The following is an 18,932-nucleotide window of genomic DNA, read 5'->3' on the forward strand; positions in this document are numbered from 1 at the left end:
CCTACAACGGCCGCCGCGCCCGCATTGCCTGGGTGAGGGTGCCTTCGTCGAGATAATCGAGTTCGCCGCCCACCGGCACGCCATGGGCGAGCCGCGACGCGGCGATGCCGAGGCTCTTGAGCTGCTCGGTGATGTAATGCGCGGTGGTCTGGCCTTCGACGGTGGCGTTGAGCGCCAGCACCACTTCCTTCACCCCCCCTTCGCCGGCGCGGGCGATGAGCGGGCCGATCGCCAGGTCCTCGGGCCTCACACCCTCGATGGCCGAGAGCGTGCCGCCCAGCACATGGTAAAGCCCGTTCCATGCGCCTGCCCGTTCCAGCGCCCAGAGATCGCCCACTTCCTCGACCACGCACAGCATGGCGCGGTCGCGCCGCGGATCGGCGCACAGCGTGCAAGGATCGACCGTATCGACATTGCCGCAGCAGGAGCACACCGTCACCTTGTCGCGCGCCTCCGCCATGGCGGCGGCCAGCGGCAGGAGGAGGCGTTCGCGGTTCTTGATCAGGTACAGGGCGGCGCGCCGGGCAGACCGCGGGCCCAGCCCCGGCAGCTTGGCCAGCAGCTGGATCAGACGGTCGATTTCCGGCCCGGTGGAGCGGCGCGACATCAGAACGGCAGCTTGAGCCCGGGTGGCAACGGCAGACCGCCGGTGAGCGATTTCATTTCTTCCGCCATCATCGTCTCGGACTTGTTCTTGGCGTCGCTGTGGGCCGCCACAATCAGGTCCTCGAGAATGTCTTTCTCCTCGGGCTTCAGCAGCGAAGGGTCGATGTCGAGCCTCGTCATGGCGCCCTTGCCGCTCATCGTGAGCTTCACAAGGCCGCCGCCCGCCTGGCCGGTGACGGTCGCCTGCTCGAGCTTCGCCTGCGCCTCGGCCATGCGGCTTTGCATGGCCTGTACCTGCTTCATCATCTCACCGAGGTTCTTCATCGTTCTCACTCATGATTGGGGAGGGGAGGGGCGCCTCGCCGGGCTCGCGCACATCGACGATCTCGGCGCCCGGAAAACGCTTCAGCACCGCCTGCACGTCCGGGTGATCGCGGGCTATGATGAACAGGCTGTCGCGGCTTTCCTGGCGCTGCTGGGCAAGCGGCTTGTCGCCACCATCTTTGGACACCATCACCATCCAGCGCATGCCGGTGAAGGATTCGAGCTTGCGGGCGATCTCGTTGGCGAGGCCGGGATGGGCCCTGGGCTCCAGCGCCAGCTCGAACCGGCCGGGCGACACGCGGATCGGGCGCACCAGACTTTCGAGATCGGATTTCAGCCGGATGTCGCGCTTCTCAGCGGCCAGCGCTACGAGATCGCGGAAGCTTGAGAAGGCGCGGGTCTCGGTCTGGGACGGCGCCGGCAGCTCCGGCCGCGGCTGAACCGCCAGCGCGGCCCGCGCCTCGGCCGGGCCATCCGCGCCGCCGCGCTGCAGCTCGCGCGGGATGAGCGGCGCAACCCGCCCGGCGGGCTGGCCGGACAAGACGGCCCGCGCCAGTTCCTCCGCGCCCGGAAGATCGGCGGCATGGGCAAGTCTTATCAGCACCATTTCCGCCGCGACCAGCGGATCGGGGTGGATCTCGGTTTCGCGGATACCTTTGAGGAGCATCGACCAGGCCCGGGAAAGATGCGGAATGCCGCAGGTCTTGGCGTGCTCTGCGCCACGCAGTTTCTCGGCCTCGGTGCGCGAGGTGTCGGCCAGCGCTTCGTCCTTCACCACCTTGAGGCGGCTGACCCAGTGCACGTAATCGGCGAGGTCTTCGAGAATGGCTGCCGGGTCGCCGCCATCCCGGTATTGCTGCTCGATCTCCTCGATCGCCGCCTTGGCATCGCCTGTCATCACCGCCTGGAAAAGGTCAATGATGCGGGACCGGTCCATAAGGCCCAGCATGCCGGCCACATCCGCGGCTTTCACTTTGCCCTCGCCATAGGCGATGGCCTGGTCGAGCAGCGATAGCCCGTCGCGTACCGAGCCTTCAGCAGCGCGGGCGATCATCGCCAGCGCGTCGGGTTCAGCGGTAACGCCTTCCAGATCAGCGATTTTCGCATAATGCGCGGCAAGCCGCGCTGCATCCAGCCGCTTCAGGTCAAAACGCTGGCAACGTGACAGGATGGTGACGGGAACCTTATTGATCTCAGTGGTGGCGAAGATGAACTTCACATGTGGCGGCGGCTCTTCCAGGGTCTTGAGCAGCGCGTTGAAGGCGCTCTTCGAGAGCATATGCACTTCATCGATAATATAGACCTTGTAGCGGGCCTGCACCGGCGCGTAGCGCACGCTGTCGATGATCTCCCGCATATTGTCGACACCGGTGTTGGACGCGGCGTCCATTTCGATGACGTCGATGTGGCGGGATTCGAGGATCGCTTCGCAATGCGTGCCCAAATCGGGCATGTCCACGGTCGGCTTATCGCCGTAGTTCAGGGCGCGGGCGATGAGCCGGGCGGTGGTGGTCTTGCCGATGCCGCGAACCCCGGTAAGCATGAAGCCTTGCGCGATGCGGCCAGCGGCAAAGGCATTGGTCAGCGTGCGCACCATGGCCTCCTGACCGATCAGATCGGGGAAGGTGCGCGGGCGGTACTTCCGGGCGAGGACGCGATAGCCTGTGGCGTTCACGCCGCTGTCTGTCTGATCCATGGGCGGGGTTCCGCGGCGCAGCTTACTTTGACCCCGCTCCCCTCGTCAAAGCATGTTCGGCTTTGCCGGGACCCGGGCGGATAAGGTGGGAGGCTGGACGGGCAACCCGTTCCTAACTCGTTAGGGCTGCTTCCTTCCGGACCTGACCCGGTTGGCGAGCGGCACGTCCGCCGCCAACCCCCCGGCGGTTATATGGGCGGTCAGGGCACAAAAGGCAAGCGCCATAGCTTGCCAAAGCGGCCCGGAGATAGCATTGTGTCCGGTGCGCGTTGGGTCAAAACCGTTCGAGGAGTGCCTCAGATGCTTTGGAGATTCCTTGCCCCGCTTGCAGGTTTGGCGTGCCTATTGGCGTTTGTGCCGGCGGCCCTGGCCTCAGACGCCTACGGCAAACCCGATCCGGGCGAAGTCAAGATCTGGAAGCCCTATGTGATCGAAAAGAACTGTGCCGACGGCCGCTATGACTGCACGGTGCGGATGGATTACGCGCCGATGCAGCGCGCCATGAAGGTCCGGCCTGGCAGCTACTGGTACCAGAAGCCTTTCCTGGTCTACCGCTACGGCGATTTTCAGAATGGCCGCCACAATGCCTCAACCCATGAGGCGTGGTGCAGCGAACGCTACCGCAGCTATGATGCGGCCAGCGACACCTTCATGGGCTACGACAATCAGCGCCACCGCTGCAACAGCCCCTATGGCGGCAATTGAGCGCCTGAATTGACGCCCGGCGGCGCCTCCATTATCTGACGGCCATGCCGCTCGTACCCATCGTCACGCTGCCCGACGAGAAGATCCTCCGCCAGGTTTCCAGGCCCGTGGCGTCGGTCGATGCCAGCGTGGCGCGGCTGTGGGACGACATGCTGGAAACCATGTATCATGCCCCCGGCATCGGCCTTGCGGCGATCCAGATCGGCGTGCCGCTGCGCCTGATCGTCATCGACCTTGCCAAGGACGGCGAAGAGAAAAAGCCGGTGTTTCTGGCCAATCCCGAGGTCATCTGGGCAAGCGAGGCGCAGAACGACTATGAGGAAGGCTGCCTCTCCATCCCCGAATTCTACGAGATGGTGACGAGGCCGGCCGACGTGAAGGTGCGTTACCAGAACCGCCGGGGCGAACCCCGGGAGATCGAGGCGTCCGGCCTTATGGCCACCTGCCTGCAGCACGAGATCGACCATCTGAACGGCGTGCTGTTCATCGACCACATCTCGCGGCTGAAGCGTGACCGGGTGCTCAAGAAATTCCAGAAGGCCCAGAAGCTCGGAAAGCTCTGAGCGATGCGGCTTGTGTTCATGGGCACGCCGGACTTCGCGGTTGCCACGCTGAAGGCCCTGGAACAGGCCGGACACGAGATCGCCTGCGTCTATTCGCAGCCGCCCCGCCCGGCCGGACGCGGCATGGCGGAGCGGCCGTCGCCGGTCCATGCCCACGCCACAGCACGAGGGCTTGAGGTGCGTACGCCCTTGTCCCTCAAAGATCCCGCGGAGCAGGCCCGTTTCGCCGGCCTCGGCGCCGATGCCGCGGTGGTGGTCGCCTATGGCCTGTTGTTGCCGAGGCCCATCCTCGATGCGCCGCGGCTGGGCTGTTTCAATGTCCATGCCTCGCTGCTGCCGCGCTGGCGGGGTGCTGCGCCCATCCAGCGCGCCATCATGGCGGGCGACGCCGAAACCGGTGTCAGCATCATGCGCATGGAGGAAGGGCTGGATACGGGTCCGGTTTGCAAGCTGGGCCGGGTCGCCATTACGCCGCATGCCACGGCGCAGTCGCTTCATGATGCGCTGGCGGACTTGGGAGCTCGGCTGATGGTGGAGACGCTCGCGCAAGCCAGGGTCGAATGCGCGCCCCAGCCTGCCGAGGGCGTCACCTATGCCAGGAAGATTGACAAGGCCGAGGCCCGCATCGACTTCACCATGAGCGCCGAAACGGTCCGCAACCACATTCATGGGCTTTCGCCGTTTCCCGGCGCCTGGTTCATGCGCGACGGCATCCGTATCAAGGCGCTGCTCTGCGAAGTGACCGATGGCGCCGGCCCGCCCGGCAGTTTTCTGGATGACAGGCTGGAAATCGCCTGCGGGTCCGGCGCCATCCGCCTGCTTCGGCTGCAGCGTGAAGGCAAGGGCGCGATGACGGCGGAAGAATTCCTGCGCGGCTGGCCCGTGACCAAGGGCGCGGAGGCCCGCTGATGCCACGCTACAAGCTCACCATCGAGTATGACGGCGGCCCCTTCACCGGCTGGCAGTCACAGGCGGGCGGCGGCTCCGTGCAGGATGTCATCGAGCGGGCCGTGGCGATCATCAATGGCGAACCCGCGGCCGTGCATGGCGCCGGGCGCACCGATGCCGGCGTGCATGCGCTGGCGCAGGTGGCGCATGTCGATCTGGCGAAGCCCTGGGACCCGTTCAAGCTCCGCAATGCGCTGAACGGCAACCTGCGCGGCCACCCGGTAAGCGTGCTGGACGCGGAAGAAGCCCGTGAGGACTTCCACGCCCGTTTCTCTGCCACCCGGCGCTTCTATCTGTTCCGTATCCTGAACCGGCGGGCGCCTCCCGCGCTTGACCGCGGCAAGGTCTGGTGGCTGCCTGTCGATCTCGATGCCGACGCCATGCACGAGGCGGCCCAGGAGCTTGTGGGCAAGCATGACTTCACCACCTTCCGCGCCGCCCAGTGCCAGGCCCAGTCGCCGGTCAAGACGCTCGATCGCTTCGAGGTGGCGCGATATGGCGAACTGATCGAAGTCCGGGCCGAGGCGCGCTCCTTCCTGCACAACCAGGTGCGCTCCATGGTGGGCTCGCTGCGGCTGGTTGGCGAGGGCAAGTGGCGCACCCATGACATGAAGCGGGCGCTTGCCGCCCGTGACCGCGCCGCCTGCGGGCCCGTGGCGCCGCCCGAAGGCCTTTACCTGCTGCGCGTGAGCTACGAGCCGGCGGAAAAGTAGTCCGCGATGATGCGGCCATAGACCCGCTGGGTGGCCCTGAGCTCGTCAATGGCGATGCGTTCGTCGGTTTGGTGGATGGTTGCGTTGATGGGGCCAAATTCGAGGACCGGGCAATAATCCTTCACGAAGCGCGCATCCGAGGTGCCGCCGCTGGTCGAGAGCCTGGGATTGATGCCGGTCTCACGTTCAACGGCCTCCTTCACGAGCGCCACAAAGGCGCCCGGTTCGGTGATGAAGGCATCAGCACCCTCGGTGGCCGCCACCGACCATTGGCCGCCCATCTGTTCGCGCACCATGGCGACTTCGGCATCGACCCAGTTACGGAGCGAGGCGAAGCCATGCTCGGTCGAGAAGCGGATGTTGAATTTCGCAGAGGCGCGCGACGGGATAACATTGGCCGCCGGATTGCCCACATCGAAACTGGTCACCGCCAAGGTTGACGGATCGAAGTGTGCGTTTCCATCATCGAGCCTGGCCGCCGCGATGCGGTCAATGAAGCGGGCCAGCTTGGGGATCGGGTTGTCCGCCTTGTGCGGATAGGCGGCATGGCCCTGCTTGCCCTCGACGCTCACCGTGAAGCTCACTGAGCCGCGGCGGCCGATCTTGATGGTATCGCCAAGCCGCTCCGTGCAGCTGGGCTCGCCGACGATGCAGTGATCGGGAACATGGCCGTTCTCTCGCATCCACTGCAACACCTTCACCGTGCCGTTGATGGCGGGGCCTTCCTCATCGCCGGTGATCAGGAAAGAGATCGAGCCCTTCAGCGGCCCCGCCCCCCGGAGATAATCAATCGCCGCCGCCACAAAAGCGGCGACCGGGCCTTTCATGTCCGTGGCGCCGCGGCCGTAGATGAAGCCATCGGCGATCTCGGCGGCGAACGGCGCATGCGTCCAGCTCTCAGCGATGCCTTCCGGCACCACGTCGGTGTGGCCCGCAAAGCAGAGATGCGGGGCGCCCGTGCCGATGCGGGCAAAGAGATTGTCGACATCCGGCGTGCCGGCTTCGCGGAAAATCAGACGCTGACAGGAAAAGCCCCGCGCCGCCAGGAGCCGTTCCAGATAGCTGAGCGCGCCGCCTTCGGCGGGGGTGACAGACCTGCAGCGGATCAGATCCTGGAGAATGGGTACCGGATCGGTGGGCGTGTTTTTCATCGGCGAGCGGCCACCATCAGGCCGCAAGTGGATCGGGCCCAAACCTGTTGGGCCCCTCGGTGCCACGCAGGAAGCCACATTCGATCAACATCCACAGCCCGCCGATGACCGGCACCAGGGAGATGAGCGTCCACCATCCCGACTTGTCACGGTCATGCCAGCGCTTGGCATAGAGCATGATCGCAGGATAGATCATGATCAGACCCACGACACTGCTCACCAGCCCGTAGCCGTGTTCGCCGATCGTACCCAGCAATGCATCGATCATCCAGGAGATCACATTGATCGCAAAGATCGCCAGGATACCGGTCCAGTAGCTCTGGCGCCCGATCCTGCCTTCGAGACTCGTGAAGAGATACTTCCAGTCCATTGCTACCCCCTGTGGCGGCCTCACCGCATGGTCTTCATTTCTGTAGTGGAAAGGGGGTCCGGTCAATCCCTCAGGAGTTCATTGATCGAGGTCTTGGAGCGGGTCTTCTCATCCACCCGCTTGACGATCACCGCGCAATAGAGCGACGGCGCCGGCGAGCCATCCGCATAAGGCTTCTGCGGCAGCGAGCCAGAGACCACCACCGAATAGGGCGGCACCTTGCCCATATGCACCTTGCCGGTCTCGCGCTCGATGATCTTGGTCGACTGGCCGATGAACACGCCCATTGAAATCACCGAGCCTTCGCCCACCACCACGCCCTCGACCACTTCGGAGCGCGCGCCGATGAAGCAGTTATCCTCAATGATGGTCGGGCCGGCCTGCATCGGCTCCAGCACGCCGCCAATGCCGACGCCGCCCGAGAGGTGCACGTTCTTGCCAATCTGGGCACAGGACCCGACGGTGACCCAGGTATCGACCATGGTGCCGCTGTCAACATAGGCGCCGAGATTGACGAAGGACGGCATCAGGATGGCGCCCGGCGCCACATAGGCCGACTTGCGCACCACGCAATTGGGCACCGCGCGGAAACCGGCGGCGCGGAACTCCTTCTCGCCCCAGCCATCGAACTTCGAAGGCACCTTGTCCCACCAGGAGGAGGACCCCGGGCCGCCCGCAATCATGCGCATGTCATTGAGCCGGAAGGAGAGCAGCACGGCCTTCTTGAGCCACTGGTTGACGTGCCAGTCCCCGTCCCGCTTCTCGGCCACGCGCGCCTTGCCGGCGTCGAGCAGCTCCAGCGCCGCGGTGACCGCGTCACGCACCGCACCCCTGGTCTCAAGACTGATCTTGTCGCGGCCTTCCCAGGCCTGTTCGATGGTCGTCTGCAGATCGCTCATGCCGTCCCTCCGGTCTCGCTGGCGTCCGCTTTCGCCAAATTGCCGGGCAAGGTCAAGCCCGGTGATCAGGGGTTTGGCGGCGCGAAGGCGAGGTTCATCACCAGGGTCAGGCGGCGGGCGAAGGCGGCGGGGTCCGGCACCGGCTCGCCTTCGCTGATGAAGGCCTGATCGAGCAGCAGCGAGGCCGCATCCTCGACCGCCGAAGCCCCCTTGGCCTTGACCAGGCGGGCCAGCGCTTCGATCAGCGGATGCGACGGGTTGATTTCGAGGATCGGCGCTGAAACGGTGACGCCGGAATCCTTCTGGCGGGAAAGGAGCTTTTCCAGGGTGCGGTCCATCTGGCTGTCATTGACGAGGCATACCGCGCTTTCCGTGAGCCGTTTGGAGGCCCGCACATCCTTTACCCCGGCACCCAGCGCCTGCTTCAGCGCCGCGGCCAGAACCGCGGTCGCCGCATCGTCGGTTCCGGCATCCGCCGCCTCGTCCTGGCGCTTGATGAGGTCGAGGTCGGCCGCACCCTGGGTCACCGATTTAAACGGCTTGCCATCGAAACCAAGCGCGGTCCGCACCCAGAAGGAATCGACGGGATCGGTCAGCAGCAGCACTTCGACGCCACGCGCCTTGTAGCCTTCGAGCTGCGGCGAGGCATCCGCCTTGGCGGCATCTTCCGCCGTGAGGTAGTAGATCGCCGTCTGGTTCTCCTTGAGACGGGAGACATAGTCCTTGAGGCTCACCGCCTCGTCCCGGGTCGAACGGAAGCGCACGATGTCATAGAGCTGGTCGCGGCGCTCCATGTCCTCATAGAGGCCTTCCTTGATCACCGGGCCGAACACCTGCCACAGCTTGAGGAAGGCGGCTTCGTCGGTTTCCGCCAGCTTCTTGATTTCCGACAGCACCTTGTTGGTAACCGCCTTGCGTATCGCCGCAACCTGCGGATTGTTCTGCAGCATCTCGCGCGAGATGTTGAGGGGCATGTCCTCGGAATCAACGATGCCGCGCACGAAGCGCAAATAGGCCGGCAGCAGTTCCACGTCGTCAGCGATATAGACGCGCTTGACATAGAGCTTCTGGCGGCCGCGCCGCTCCGGATCATAGAGGTCGAAGGGGCGCTCGCCCGGCACATAAAGCAGCACCGTGTATTCATGCCGGCCTTCGGCGCGGTAATGCAGGGTGAGCGCGGGATCGGCGTAGTTCCCCGAGATATGGCCCAGAAATTCCTTGTGCTGCTCGGGCGTGATCTCCGCCTTGGGCCTTGTCCAGATCGCATTGGCGGCATTGATCTGCCGCGCCGTCTCATTGCCGATGGACAGCATGATCGGGTGGGCGATGTGGTCCGAATACGTGCGGACCACCGATTCGATCTTCCAGTCCTCAAGGAACTCCAGAGCGTCATCCCTGAGATGCAGAATGATCGACGTGCCGCGCTGCGCGGACACAACCGGCGATACCGTGAAACTGCCAGTTCCATCGGACGACCACATGAAAGCGTGGTCAGACCCGGCGCGGCGCGAAATCACGTCCACCCGGCTGGCGACGATGAAGGCGGAATAGAAGCCGATGCCGAACTGACCAATCAGCCGCACGTCGCCTTGCTTCGTCTTCACGTCCTCAACAAAAGCCTGGGTGCCGGACTTGGCGATGGTGCCAAGGTTTTCGACCAGCTCGCGCTCGCTCATGCCGATGCCAGTATCAGCGATGGTGAGGGTCTTTTTCTCCTTGTCGGGGGTGATGGTGATGGCGAGTTCAGGAGCGTCTTCCAGCAGGCCTGGCGCGGCGATTGCGGCATAGCGCAGCTTGTCCAGGGCGTCCGCGGCATTCGAGATCAGTTCACGGAGAAAGACATCCCGGTCGGAATAGACCGAATGCACCATGAGCTGCAGCAGCTTGGTGACTTCCGCCTGAAATTGATGGGAAGTTGGCAAACCGCGCCCGGCGGCATCGACGGTTGCAGTGGTATCGTTGGCCATGTCACCCTCGTCTCGAAAACCTGAATCTGAACGGACCGGGATATCGGGTGGCATGGCTGAGCGGTCAAGAGGCCAAGAAAAAACGGCCGGTCCCACTGGTCCGGCCGTTAATACGCGACACACAACGCCTCACCTTGACTCTACAAGTGGCCCGGCCGGCACAGGGCGCGCCGGAGGGGCTGGGGGGGGCTTTTTTCCGCCGCGCGAGACCAGCCGGGCTACTTGGGTCGGTAGGCTGTATATGCTCCGCGAGAACGGCGGCAGCTTGATACAAATGCGGCAGAAAGGTGATTTTTGGCAAAGGAACCGGAGTTCTTGCCAAGCGCCGCCATCCGGTTCATGTTCATCAGACTGTCACGATCCGTCACGGCGCAGAAGGCTGGGCAGTTGGATAAAACGGACGACATCGTTTCGTTGCGGCCCTGGGACACCGGCTCAGGCGCCGGCCGCCAGTTACCACCGGAGCAGGTCGCGTTCGACCGCAAGGAACTCCAGACCATTCTCAGCTTCTATGGCCGGAAGGTCGCCGAGGGCGAATGGCGGGACTATGCCATGGATTTCGGGGGCGACAAGGCGGTGTTCTCGGTGTTCCGCCGCAGTTCCGAATTGCCGCTCTACCGCATCGTGAAAGACCCCGCACTGGCGCGAAAGCAGGGCATGTATGCGGTGGTCGCCCAGGGCGGCCTGATCCTCAAGCGCGGGCACGATCTCGGCGCGGTGCTGCGGGTGCTGGCGCGGACGCCAAAGCTCACGCCTGTCTAGAAAACAGAAACCCCGGCCTTTTCAGGCCGGGGCTGCGACTGAGAGTGGACGCCGTCACTCCTGGCGCATGATGCCCAGGATGTTCAGGATGTGCACGAACAGCGTGATGAAGCTGCCATACAGCATGAAGGCGCCGAAGATCGACTTGCCGCGGGCCACGCCGGGCGTGTCACCCTCGACATACATCTCCTTGATCTGCTGGGTCTCATAGGCCGTGATGCCGGCGAACAGGAGAACCACAACGACCGAGGTGAGGAGCGACATCATCGATGACTGGATGAAGAACGCATTCACCAGCATGGCGATGATGATGCCGATCGAGGCCATCATGAAGAAGGTTCCAAAGCCGGACAGGTCACGCTTGGTGATGTAACCGGCAAGGCTCGTCGCCCCGAAGGTGACAGCGGTGATCAGGAAGGCCTGAACCACCATGCCCGAATCGACCCCGAGATAGGTGCCGACCATCGGCGCGATGGCCAGGCCCCACAGCGCGACATAGCCCCAATAGGCGCCATGCGCGACCGCGGCATTCTCGGAAAACATCAGGCGGGGCGCGAAGAAGCCCATGCCAAGGATGGCGATGAAGAACACCCATTTCAGCGAATACACCGCCGCCATGGCGGCGGGGCTTGCCGCGACCGCCAGAGTGATGATGGCGGTGACCGCCACACCGAGCGCCATGTAATTGTAAACGCCCAGCATATAGGAGCGCAGACCCTGGTCGATTTCCGCCCGGGACTGGGTCCTTACCTGAGTTTGAAAGCGAGTTTCGGCCATTTCATTCCTCCAGCAATACGTTGCCTGAATATGGGTAATCCGGTTTTCTTCTTCAAGTTACAGGAAGTTTAGGAATCGGCGAGGGCTTTCACGCCTCGGCGGACAGCTGATCCATTTTGCGGGCCAGGGTGATATCCTTTTCGGTAACGCCACCGGCCGAATGGGTCGAAAGTGTCACCTCTAACCGCCCGTAAACATTAAACCATTCCGGGTGATGGTCGGTTTTCTCGGCAAACAGCGCCACCCGGCTCATGAAGCCCCAGGCGTGGGAGAAGGACTTGAACTGATAAGTCTTGGTGATGGCGTCGCGGCCCTTGGCCTCCGCCCAGCCGTGAAGCTCGTGCAGCGCCTTCGCCCGTTCCACGCCGATCAATGGCTTTTCCGTCATAACCCCGCCTGCAAGCTGTAGGATTCCTCCACCGCATAGGGACCACCCCCGCGCGATGGCCGGGAGGAAAACAGCACGAAGCGCGACACTTCGAACTCCCGACTTTTGTAGAGACTATGCGACGCCAGGAACCGGTGCAAGGAGGCGAGATCCGGGTCCTTCAGCCGGGCGAGCGTGACATGCGGTGCGAATTTTCGGGATTCCGGTTCCAAACCAAGGACTTGGCAGATGCGCTCATGAATGGCCTGCAGCCGCCGCAACTCGGCGCTTTCCTCCACTGCGGCATAAAGCGTATTGGGCTTGTTGCCGCCGAACACGCCACAGCCTGACAACCTGAGCTTGAAGGGCTTTGCCTCAACGCCATCCAGTTCGTAACTGATTTCGCGCGCCAGGCGCTCATCGATGTCACCGATGAAGCGCAGCGTGATGTGGTAGGACTCGCGGTCGATCCACCGCGCACCCCCAACCCCGCCCTGGGTCAAAAAAAGATCGAAGGCCACATCCTCCGGGATTTCCAGACCGGTGAACAATCGCGGCATGGCGGGCCTCCTTCATCAAAGAGGGTAGACTGAGAAGCTAACCTGATTCTTGCCAATACCAAGCGCTAATTTGCGGCCGCCTGGGCCAGAAGCTGCTCAACACTCGGCAGGATTCGGGCAACGATCACATCCACCCCGGCGGGGTTGGGGTGCATCCCGTCCGCCTGGTTGAGCTTGGGGTCAGCCGCGGCGCCGTCGAGAAAGAACGGATAAAGCAGAACGCCATGTTTTTCGGCCAGCCGCGGATACATGCCATCGAAAGCGGCCTGATACTCCGGCCCCAGATTGGGCGGGGCCCGCATGCCGGCCAGCAGCACCGGAATCTTGCGTTCAGTCAGTTCGGAGAGGGCTTGATCGAGCGCCTGTTCCGCCTGCGGCACCGGCAGGCCGCGCAGGGCGTCGTTCGCTCCCAGTTCGACGATCACGGCATCGACCGGCTCGGCCAGCGCCCACTCCAGCCGCGACGCCCCGTCCAGCGCCGTGTCGCCTGAAATGCCGGCATTGATCACTTTCACGTCATGGCCCCTGGCGCGCAGTGCTGCCTCCAGCTTGACCGGGAAAGCATCGGACGGCTGCAGGCCATAGCCGGCGGTGAGGCTGTCGCCCAGGGCGAGCACGGTCAGGGTCCGTGCCTCGGCCCCGGTGACCATCATCAGAAAAACGGCGAGGGCGGCGAGGAACTTGCTCATATCGGTCACTTAAGCGCCATGGTTGTCCGGTTCAAGCATCCGGCACTCGACAAGCAGCGTAAGGCAAACCATGTTTGATGCCATGACCACGACGGCCGTCTCCCTCAAGGACGTTCACCTGACCCTGCCGAGCCGGGCCGGCAATGTCGATATTCTGCGCGGCGTCGATCTCACGGTGATGCCGGGGGAGGCGCTCGGCATCGTCGGGCCCTCGGGCTCCGGCAAGACCACGCTTCTGATGGTGATCGCCGGCCTTGAGCGCGCCAGCCGCGGCGAAGTCACGGTGGCGGGCCAGCAGCTTTCCGCCAAGAGCGAAGATGAGCTTGCCGCCTTCCGGCGTGACAATGTGGGCATCGTGTTCCAGTCCTTCCATCTGATCCCCACCATGACGGCGCTGGAAAACGTCGCGGTGCCGCTGGAGTTCCGCGGGGCAGGCGATGCCATGGGAATTGCCGCTGAAAAACTCCGCCGGGTCGGCCTTGGCCACCGGCTCGACCATTATCCCGGCCAGCTTTCGGGCGGCGAACAGCAGCGCGTGGCCATTGCCCGCGCGCTGGCCTCGGGCGCCAGGATCATCATCGCCGACGAGCCGACCGGCAATCTCGACCATGTGACCGGCGAGCAGATCATCAAGCTGTTGTTCGACCTCAGGACCCAGGACGGCGCATCGCTGCTGCTGGTCACCCATGACCGGGAGCTGGCGGCGCGCTGTGACCGTATGGCGGAGGTTCTCGACGGGCGGATCGTATCCGGGGCCCATCCATGAACCCCGGCCTGTGGCTGCGCTTCGCGGCCCGTGACCTGCGCTCCGGCCTCCAGGGTTTCTGGATTTTTCTCACCTGCCTGACGCTCGGCACCGGCACCATCGCCATCATCGGTTCGCTCTCGGCCTCGTTTCAGCGCGGACTCGATGAACAGGGCCAGCCGCTGCTGGGCGGCGATCTTGAATTCGCGCTGATCCACCGCGAGAGCACGGATGAGCAACGGGCGTTCATCACGTCCAAGGGCCAGCTCAGCAAGGTGGCCACGGTGCGCGGCATGGCGGTGGCCGGCGACAGCACCACCCTCATCGAAGCGAAAGCCGTGGACCAGGCCTATCCGCTCTATGGCGAAGTGAAGCTCTCAAACGGCATGACGCTGGCCGACGCGATCGCCACGCGCGACGGCCTTCCCGGCGCCGCCGCCGATCCGCTGCTGATGGGCCGGCTCGGCATCAAGCCCGGCGACCGCATCAGGCTCGGTTCGATCGAGGTCGAAATCCGGGCGCTGATCGAGCAGGAGCCGGACCGCCTCTCGGATGGCATCGTGCTGGGCCCGCGCCTGCTGATCACCGAAGAAACACTGCGCGCGACGGGCATCGTCCAACCCGGCAGCCTGGTAACCTGGCGCTACCGCGTCAAGCTTCCCGACCCCTCGCTTGCCGCCGCCAAGGCGGTGGCGAAGGAGGCGGAGGAGAAATTCAAGGATGCCGGCTGGCGCATCCGGAACCGCAACAACGCCGCCGCCGGCGCCGATGGCTTCATCGAACGCCTCAGTTACTTCATGACCCTCGTGGGGCTTGCATCGCTGATTGTCGGCGGGGCCGGCATCGCCAATGCCGTGCAGGCTTTCGTCACCCGCAAGATGGGTTCGATCGCCACGCTCAAATGCCTGGGCGCCTCGTCGCGCGACGTCATGGGCATCTATTTGACCGAAGTGCTGCTGGTGGCGCTGATCGCCATTGCCGCCGGCCTCGCGGCAGGCGCGGTTGCGCCGCCGCTGATCAGGCTCGGCTTCGGCCAGCTGTTGCCGCTGCCCATGTCGTCCCGTCTCGAAGTGCTGCCGCTGGCGCTGGCCGGCGCGCTGGGGCTGCTCACCACCATCGCTTTCGCGATGTGGCCGCTGGCCCACACCCGGCGGGTGGCGGCCTCGGCCCTGTTCCGTTCGCGCATCGCGCCGGTCCGTGGCTGGCCAGGCGCCGGGGACATGCTGGCAATCGCCGCCGCGCTGGCGCTGATCGCGGCGCTTGCTTTCCTGGCCTTCGAGAACACGAGGGTCACCGCCTTATTCCTCGGCGGGCTGGTGGCGTGCTTTGCGGTGCTGCTCGGCCTCGCCCGGCTGATCATCGCCGGCGCCAGGCGGCTGCCGCACAGCCGCTCTGCCATCTGGCGCTATGCCATCGGCAATATCTACCGGCCGGGCTCGGCGGCGGCCTCGGCAATCCTCGCGCTCGGGCTCGGGCTCACCCTGTTCGTGACCCTTGCGCTGACCGACCGCAGCATCTCCTCCGAATTGCGTTCCGGAATTCCGGAAAAGGCGCCGGCCTTCTTTTTCCTCGATGTGCGCAACAACGAGCTTCAGGCCTTCAAGGACGATGTCGCCAGGGAACCCGGCGTCACCCATGTTAACAACTCGCCGATGCTGCGCGGCCGCGTGGTGGCGGTCAAGGGTGTGCCGGCCGAGAAAGTCAACGCCTCGCCCGATTCCAACTGGGCGCTGAGGGGCGACCGCGGCATCACCTATGCCGAGACTTTGCCCGAGGGCTCGAAGCTGGTGGCCGGCGAATGGTGGCCCGCGGGCTATGACGGCCCGCCGCTGATCTCGCTGGTTGACGAAATCGCCACCGGCATCGGCGTTGGCATCGGCGACGAGATCACCGTCAATGTGCTGGGCCGCGAGATCACCGCCAGGGTCGCCAATCTGAGAAGCGTCAACTGGCGCACGCTTGGCATCAATTTCGTCATGGTGTTTTCGCCCAATACGCTGAAAGGCGCGCCGCACAGCCACATCGTGACGGTTGAAATGAACGGCGGCGATGAAGCGAAGCTGCTCAACCGCATGGCGCGCGCCTACCCGTCGGTCACCGCGGTCAGGGTCAAGGATGCGATCGACATGGTGAGCGGGCTGCTCGGCCAGATGCTGGCCGCCATCCGCGGCGCCAATGCGCTGACCCTGCTGACCGGCGTGTTGGTGCTGGCGGGGGCGCTTGCCGCAGGCCTGTCCGAGCGGCTTTACGAGGCCGTGGTTCTCAAGACCTACGGCGCCTCCAGGCGGCAATTGATGACCGCCTTCGTCATTGAATATGCGGCACTCGGGCTTGCGGCGGCGGCCTTCGGGCTGGTGGTGGGCTCCGCCGCGTCGTGGTTCCTGGCGCGGTTCATTCTCGAAATGCCCTGGAGCTTCTCGCTTCCAGCGGCGCTGCTCACGGCACTGATCGCGATGGCCGTCACGGTGACGGCAGGGCTCGGCGTCACCTGGCGGGCGCTGTCCGCCAAGCCCGCTCCCTATCTCAGAAACGAGTAGCAATCCCCGGCACTTCGCGTTAGGCAGGCGTCATGGTCGTTCTCAACAGAATCTACACGCGCACCGGCGATGCCGGAGACACCGCCCTCGGCACCGGCGAGCGGGTGTCAAAAGCCCATCTCCGCATCCAGGCCTATGGTACGGTCGACGAAACCAATGCGACGCTGGGCATCGTGCGCCTGCACACCGCAACCGAAGACATGCGGAAACTCGACGCCATGCTCGGCCGCATCCAGAACGAGCTGTTCGATCTGGGCGCCGATCTGTGCGTGCCGGATACCGGCAAGGACCTTGGCTACGAGCCATTGCGCATCCTGCCGCGGCAATATGAGCGCATCGAAGCGGAGATTGACGAGCTCAACGGCGATCTGGCGCCGCTCCGCTCCTTCGTGCTGCCGGGCGGCCATCCGGCGGCCGCGCATCTGCACATCACCCGCACCGTCTGCCGCCGCGCCGAACGGCTGATCGTCGAACTTGCCGCCCAGCCGGGCGAGCATGTGAGCGACGGGGCCATCGCCTATGTCAACCGGCTGTCGGATTTCTTCTTCGTGGCCAGCCGCTGGACCAATGCCAGATCAGGAGCGGGTGACGTGCTGTGGGTGCCGGGAAAAACCCGCCAGGCGTGAGCGCATGTTCGTTCCCCTGCATGACTCCACGCCGCTCAAAGTCATCCGGTTTCAGGCCGTAACCCTCGTCATCATCGTTTTGAACATACTCGCTTATCTGGGCACCGGCGCCTTCACTTCGGAAGCCGTGCTCACCGCCTTCGCCATGGGCTGGGGCGTGGTGCCCGGGGAACTCACCCACCTCGCGCCAATCGCGCTGGACTATGAACCGGTCGCCGAACCCGCCACCCTCGTCACCTACCAGTTCCTGCATGCCGGCTGGTGGCACCTGCTCTCCAACATGCTGTTTCTGTTCGTGTTCGCCGACAATGTGGAGGATGCCTATGGTCACGTATCCTTCGCCTTTCTGTATCTGACGGCGGGCGTGGTGGCAGCCCTCGTCTATGTGGTCCTGGCGCCGCGCTCGGACATGCCGCTGGTCGGGGCCTCGGGCGCCGTGTCCGGCGTGCTCGGGGCTTATGCGGTGCTGTTCCCCAAGGCCCGGGTCTGGATCCTGCTGTTTCTCAAGCTCCCGGTCCGCATCGGTGCCATCTGGGTTTTGGGCGGCTGGTTCGTGCTTCAGGTGGTGTCATGGTGGATGGACCGCGCCAACCCGGAGGCGGGCATCGCCTGGAGCGCCCATGTCGGCGGCTTTCTGGCTGGCGCCGGAATTACCTATGTGCTGCGCCGCCGCCTTTGGCTGCGCTTGAGCGCCTGAACGCGCCCCGCCACAAGGGCGCGAAAGCGTCGCATTCGGCCCGCAAGCGGCGTTGCCGGAATTGACTTGGGGGTCCGCCGTCACTAGGGTCCGGCCACTTTTTCAAGACCGCCTTATCGAGGAACGCTATGAAAGTCCTGGTCGCTGTAAAGCGGGTTGTTGACTATAACGTCAAGATCCGGGTGAAGGCCGATGGTTCGGGTGTCGAACTGGCCAATGTAAAGATGTCGATGAATCCGTTTGACGAAATTGGCGTCGAGGAGGCGGTCCGCCTGAAAGAGGCGGGCAAGGCCACCGAGGTGGTGGCGGTTTCGATCGGACCGGCCCAGGCCCAGGAAACCCTGCGCACCGCGCTCGCCATGGGCGCTGACCGCGCCATTCTGGTCAAGACCGACGATCTGGTGGAACCGCTGGCGGTGGCCAAGATCCTGAAGGGCGTGGTCGAGGCGGAAAAGCCGGAAATCGTGATTCTCGGCAAGCAGGCGATCGACGACGACTGCAACCAGACCGGCCAGATGCTGGCCGCCCTGCTGGGCTGGCCGCAGGCCACCTTCACCTCCAAGCTCGAGCCCGGTTCGGGCGAGGCGCAGATCACGCGTGAGATCGACGGCGGCCTGCAGATGCTGAAGGTGAAGCTGCCGGCGGTCGTGACGACCGACCTGCGCCTCAACCAGCCGCGCTATGCCTCTCTGCCCAACATCATGAAGGCCAAGAAGAAGCCGCTGGATGAAAAGACGCCCGCCGATTACGGCGTCGACACCACGGCGCGCCTCAAGGTCGTGAAGACCGAGGAGCCGCCGAAGCGCCAGGCCGGCATCAAGGTGGGCTCGCCCGCCGAACTCGTCGCAAAACTCAAGGAAGCGGGAGCAATCTGATGGCTGTCCTCCTCATCGCCGAACACGACAACGCCTCCCTCAAGGATGCGACCCACAAGGCGCTTACGGCCGCCGCCCAGATGGGTGGCGACGTGCATGTGCTGGTGGCGGGCAACAACGCCGGTGCCGCCGCTGCGCAGGCCGCGAAGCTGGCTGGCGTCAAGAAGGTTCTCCATGTCGAGAGCGCAACGCTCGAGCGGCCGCTGGCCGAGCCCATGGCCGCGCTCATCGTGTCGATGGCGGCGGCCTATGATCATATCGTCGCGCCCGCCACGGGCAATGGCAAGAACTTCATGCCGCGCGTTGCCGCCCTTCTCGACGTGATGCAGATCTCGGATATCGCCGAGGTGAAGTC

The 18,932-nt window shown here is 64.5% G+C and carries 21 protein-coding genes, 1 other RNA gene and 1 pseudogene; 11 read left to right on the forward strand and 12 right to left on the reverse strand.

Annotated elements, in window-relative coordinates; all coding sequences use genetic code 11:
• Position 1: 1 nt before the first annotated feature.
• From recR to ffs, 4 genes are all read right to left on the reverse strand, one after another.
• Positions 2-607, reverse strand: a complete 606-nt coding sequence (gene recR / locus ACKOED_RS14355; RefSeq protein ID WP_408917294.1) for a recombination mediator RecR — start codon at positions 605-607, stop codon at positions 2-4.
• Positions 607-930, reverse strand: coding sequence for a YbaB/EbfC family nucleoid-associated protein (locus ACKOED_RS14360; RefSeq protein ID WP_408917295.1), 324 nt, complete (start codon positions 928-930; stop codon positions 607-609). Before ACKOED_RS14360 ends, recR begins: the two co-directional genes overlap by 1 nt.
• A complete protein-coding gene (locus ACKOED_RS14365) occupies positions 914-2,626 on the reverse strand; it encodes a DNA polymerase III subunit gamma/tau (protein ID WP_408917296.1) in 1,713 nt (570 codons plus the stop codon). Before ACKOED_RS14365 ends, ACKOED_RS14360 begins: the two co-directional genes overlap by 17 nt.
• 85 nt (positions 2,627-2,711) lie before the next feature.
• An RNA gene (gene ffs / locus ACKOED_RS14370) (signal recognition particle sRNA small type) lies at positions 2,712-2,808 on the reverse strand.
• Positions 2,809-2,980: 172 nt separating this feature from the next.
• Between ffs and ACKOED_RS14375 the strand changes: the two genes are divergently transcribed.
• From ACKOED_RS14375 to truA, 4 genes are read left to right on the forward strand one after another with little or no spacing between them, the layout of a single operon-like run.
• Positions 2,981-3,331 (forward strand): BA14K family protein, encoded by a 351-nt coding sequence (locus ACKOED_RS14375; RefSeq protein ID WP_408917297.1) that lies wholly within the window; start codon positions 2,981-2,983, stop codon positions 3,329-3,331.
• Between the two features lie 44 nt (positions 3,332-3,375).
• Positions 3,376-3,894, forward strand: a complete 519-nt coding sequence (gene def / locus ACKOED_RS14380; protein ID WP_408917298.1) for a peptide deformylase — start codon at positions 3,376-3,378, stop codon at positions 3,892-3,894.
• A gap of 3 nt (positions 3,895-3,897) precedes the next feature.
• On the forward strand, positions 3,898-4,803 hold the full coding sequence (gene fmt, locus ACKOED_RS14385; RefSeq protein ID WP_408917299.1) for a methionyl-tRNA formyltransferase: 906 nt from the start codon (positions 3,898-3,900) through the stop codon (positions 4,801-4,803).
• A complete protein-coding gene (truA, locus tag ACKOED_RS14390; RefSeq protein ID WP_408917300.1) occupies positions 4,803-5,555 on the forward strand; it encodes a tRNA pseudouridine(38-40) synthase TruA in 753 nt (250 codons plus the stop codon). Before fmt ends, truA begins: the two co-directional genes overlap by 1 nt.
• Here the strand turns inward: truA and dapE are convergent.
• The 4 genes from dapE to htpG all read right to left on the reverse strand — a co-directional run bounded on the left by dapE (position 5,534) and on the right by htpG (position 9,942).
• Complete coding sequence (dapE, locus tag ACKOED_RS14395; RefSeq protein WP_408917301.1) at positions 5,534-6,706, reverse strand: succinyl-diaminopimelate desuccinylase; 1,173 nt, start codon at positions 6,704-6,706, stop codon at positions 5,534-5,536. The two genes, truA and dapE, sit on opposite strands and share 22 nt — an antisense overlap.
• 16 nt (positions 6,707-6,722) lie before the next feature.
• Positions 6,723-7,076 (reverse strand): DUF805 domain-containing protein, encoded by a 354-nt coding sequence (locus tag ACKOED_RS14400; protein ID WP_408917302.1) that lies wholly within the window; start codon positions 7,074-7,076, stop codon positions 6,723-6,725.
• A 62-nt stretch (positions 7,077-7,138) separates the two neighbouring features.
• Positions 7,139-7,975, reverse strand: coding sequence for a 2,3,4,5-tetrahydropyridine-2,6-dicarboxylate N-succinyltransferase (gene dapD / locus ACKOED_RS14405; protein ID WP_408917303.1), 837 nt, complete (start codon positions 7,973-7,975; stop codon positions 7,139-7,141).
• Positions 7,976-8,040: 65 nt separating this feature from the next.
• Positions 8,041-9,942, reverse strand: a complete 1,902-nt coding sequence (gene htpG, locus ACKOED_RS14410) for a molecular chaperone HtpG (protein ID WP_408917304.1) — start codon at positions 9,940-9,942, stop codon at positions 8,041-8,043.
• Positions 9,943-10,329: 387 nt separating this feature from the next.
• Between htpG and ACKOED_RS14415 the strand changes: the two genes are divergently transcribed.
• Positions 10,330-10,704 carry a DUF2794 domain-containing protein gene (locus tag ACKOED_RS14415; protein ID WP_408917305.1) on the forward strand — a complete coding sequence of 125 codons (375 nt, stop codon included), beginning with the start codon at positions 10,330-10,332 and terminating at the stop codon, positions 10,702-10,704.
• Positions 10,705-10,758: 54 nt separating this feature from the next.
• Here ACKOED_RS14415 and ACKOED_RS14420 read toward each other — a convergent pair whose 3' ends face one another.
• The 4 genes from ACKOED_RS14420 to ACKOED_RS14435 all read right to left on the reverse strand — a co-directional run bounded on the left by ACKOED_RS14420 (position 10,759) and on the right by ACKOED_RS14435 (position 13,097).
• On the reverse strand, positions 10,759-11,481 hold the full coding sequence (locus ACKOED_RS14420; RefSeq protein WP_408917306.1) for a Bax inhibitor-1 family protein: 723 nt from the start codon (positions 11,479-11,481) through the stop codon (positions 10,759-10,761).
• An 88-nt stretch (positions 11,482-11,569) separates the two neighbouring features.
• Positions 11,570-11,869 (reverse strand): 4a-hydroxytetrahydrobiopterin dehydratase, encoded by a 300-nt coding sequence (locus ACKOED_RS14425; RefSeq protein WP_408917307.1) that lies wholly within the window; start codon positions 11,867-11,869, stop codon positions 11,570-11,572.
• A complete protein-coding gene (gene thpR / locus ACKOED_RS14430; protein WP_408917308.1) occupies positions 11,866-12,408 on the reverse strand; it encodes an RNA 2',3'-cyclic phosphodiesterase in 543 nt (180 codons plus the stop codon). Before thpR ends, ACKOED_RS14425 begins: the two co-directional genes overlap by 4 nt.
• Before the next feature lie 65 nt (positions 12,409-12,473).
• Complete coding sequence (locus ACKOED_RS14435) at positions 12,474-13,097, reverse strand: arylesterase (RefSeq protein ID WP_408917309.1); 624 nt, start codon at positions 13,095-13,097, stop codon at positions 12,474-12,476.
• Positions 13,098-13,167: 70 nt separating this feature from the next.
• Here ACKOED_RS14435 and ACKOED_RS14440 point away from each other — a divergent pair, with 70 nt between their 5' ends.
• The 6 genes and pseudogenes from ACKOED_RS14440 to ACKOED_RS14465 form a co-directional block, all read left to right on the forward strand.
• Positions 13,168-13,863, forward strand: coding sequence for an ABC transporter ATP-binding protein (locus ACKOED_RS14440; protein ID WP_408917310.1), 696 nt, complete (start codon positions 13,168-13,170; stop codon positions 13,861-13,863).
• Positions 13,860-16,379 carry an ABC transporter permease gene (locus ACKOED_RS14445; protein WP_408917311.1) on the forward strand — a complete coding sequence of 840 codons (2,520 nt, stop codon included), beginning with the start codon at positions 13,860-13,862 and terminating at the stop codon, positions 16,377-16,379. The genes ACKOED_RS14440 and ACKOED_RS14445 overlap by 4 nt, the downstream gene beginning before the upstream one ends.
• A gap of 32 nt (positions 16,380-16,411) precedes the next feature.
• Positions 16,412-17,005 carry a cob(I)yrinic acid a,c-diamide adenosyltransferase gene (locus ACKOED_RS14450; protein ID WP_408917312.1) on the forward strand — a complete coding sequence of 198 codons (594 nt, stop codon included), beginning with the start codon at positions 16,412-16,414 and terminating at the stop codon, positions 17,003-17,005.
• A gap of 4 nt (positions 17,006-17,009) precedes the next feature.
• Positions 17,010-17,702, forward strand: a complete 693-nt coding sequence (locus ACKOED_RS14455) for a rhomboid family intramembrane serine protease (RefSeq protein ID WP_408917313.1) — start codon at positions 17,010-17,012, stop codon at positions 17,700-17,702.
• 128 nt (positions 17,703-17,830) lie between these two features.
• Complete coding sequence (locus tag ACKOED_RS14460; RefSeq protein ID WP_408917314.1) at positions 17,831-18,577, forward strand: electron transfer flavoprotein subunit beta/FixA family protein; 747 nt, start codon at positions 17,831-17,833, stop codon at positions 18,575-18,577.
• A pseudogene (locus ACKOED_RS14465) lies at positions 18,577-18,932 on the forward strand (electron transfer flavoprotein subunit alpha/FixB family protein); the annotation flags it as partial. The gene ACKOED_RS14460 and the pseudogene ACKOED_RS14465, both read left to right, overlap by 1 nt.

The sequence above is a fragment of the Aestuariivirga sp. genome (assembly GCF_046093005.1).
Taxonomy (GTDB): Bacteria; Pseudomonadota; Alphaproteobacteria; order Rhizobiales; family Aestuariivirgaceae; genus Aestuariivirga.

Bases quoted from the DNA above. Each gene is read 5' to 3' on its own strand.
- dapE (WP_408917301.1), bottom strand. From the start codon at position 6,706: ATGAAAAACACGCCCACCGATCCGGTACCCATTCTCCAGGATCTGATC.
- ACKOED_RS14435 (WP_408917309.1), bottom strand. From the start codon at position 13,097: ATGAGCAAGTTCCTCGCCGCCCTCGCCGTTTTTCTGATGATGGTCACC.
- ACKOED_RS14460 (WP_408917314.1), top strand. From the start codon at position 17,831: ATGAAAGTCCTGGTCGCTGTAAAGCGGGTTGTTGACTATAACGTCAAG.
- ACKOED_RS14360 (WP_408917295.1), bottom strand. From the start codon at position 930: ATGAAGAACCTCGGTGAGATGATGAAGCAGGTACAGGCCATGCAAAGC.
- recR (WP_408917294.1), bottom strand. From the start codon at position 607: ATGTCGCGCCGCTCCACCGGGCCGGAAATCGACCGTCTGATCCAGCTG.
- ACKOED_RS14365 (WP_408917296.1), bottom strand. From the start codon at position 2,626: ATGGATCAGACAGACAGCGGCGTGAACGCCACAGGCTATCGCGTCCTC.
- fmt (WP_408917299.1), top strand. From the start codon at position 3,898: ATGCGGCTTGTGTTCATGGGCACGCCGGACTTCGCGGTTGCCACGCTG.
- dapD (WP_408917303.1), bottom strand. From the start codon at position 7,975: ATGAGCGATCTGCAGACGACCATCGAACAGGCCTGGGAAGGCCGCGAC.
- ACKOED_RS14420 (WP_408917306.1), bottom strand. From the start codon at position 11,481: ATGGCCGAAACTCGCTTTCAAACTCAGGTAAGGACCCAGTCCCGGGCG.
- ACKOED_RS14440 (WP_408917310.1), top strand. From the start codon at position 13,168: ATGTTTGATGCCATGACCACGACGGCCGTCTCCCTCAAGGACGTTCAC.
- thpR (WP_408917308.1), bottom strand. From the start codon at position 12,408: ATGCCGCGATTGTTCACCGGTCTGGAAATCCCGGAGGATGTGGCCTTC.
- ACKOED_RS14450 (WP_408917312.1), top strand. From the start codon at position 16,412: ATGGTCGTTCTCAACAGAATCTACACGCGCACCGGCGATGCCGGAGAC.
- ACKOED_RS14445 (WP_408917311.1), top strand. From the start codon at position 13,860: ATGAACCCCGGCCTGTGGCTGCGCTTCGCGGCCCGTGACCTGCGCTCC.
- ACKOED_RS14400 (WP_408917302.1), bottom strand. From the start codon at position 7,076: ATGGACTGGAAGTATCTCTTCACGAGTCTCGAAGGCAGGATCGGGCGC.
- htpG (WP_408917304.1), bottom strand. From the start codon at position 9,942: ATGGCCAACGATACCACTGCAACCGTCGATGCCGCCGGGCGCGGTTTG.
- ACKOED_RS14455 (WP_408917313.1), top strand. From the start codon at position 17,010: ATGTTCGTTCCCCTGCATGACTCCACGCCGCTCAAAGTCATCCGGTTT.
- ACKOED_RS14425 (WP_408917307.1), bottom strand. From the start codon at position 11,869: ATGACGGAAAAGCCATTGATCGGCGTGGAACGGGCGAAGGCGCTGCAC.
- truA (WP_408917300.1), top strand. From the start codon at position 4,803: ATGCCACGCTACAAGCTCACCATCGAGTATGACGGCGGCCCCTTCACC.
- def (WP_408917298.1), top strand. From the start codon at position 3,376: ATGCCGCTCGTACCCATCGTCACGCTGCCCGACGAGAAGATCCTCCGC.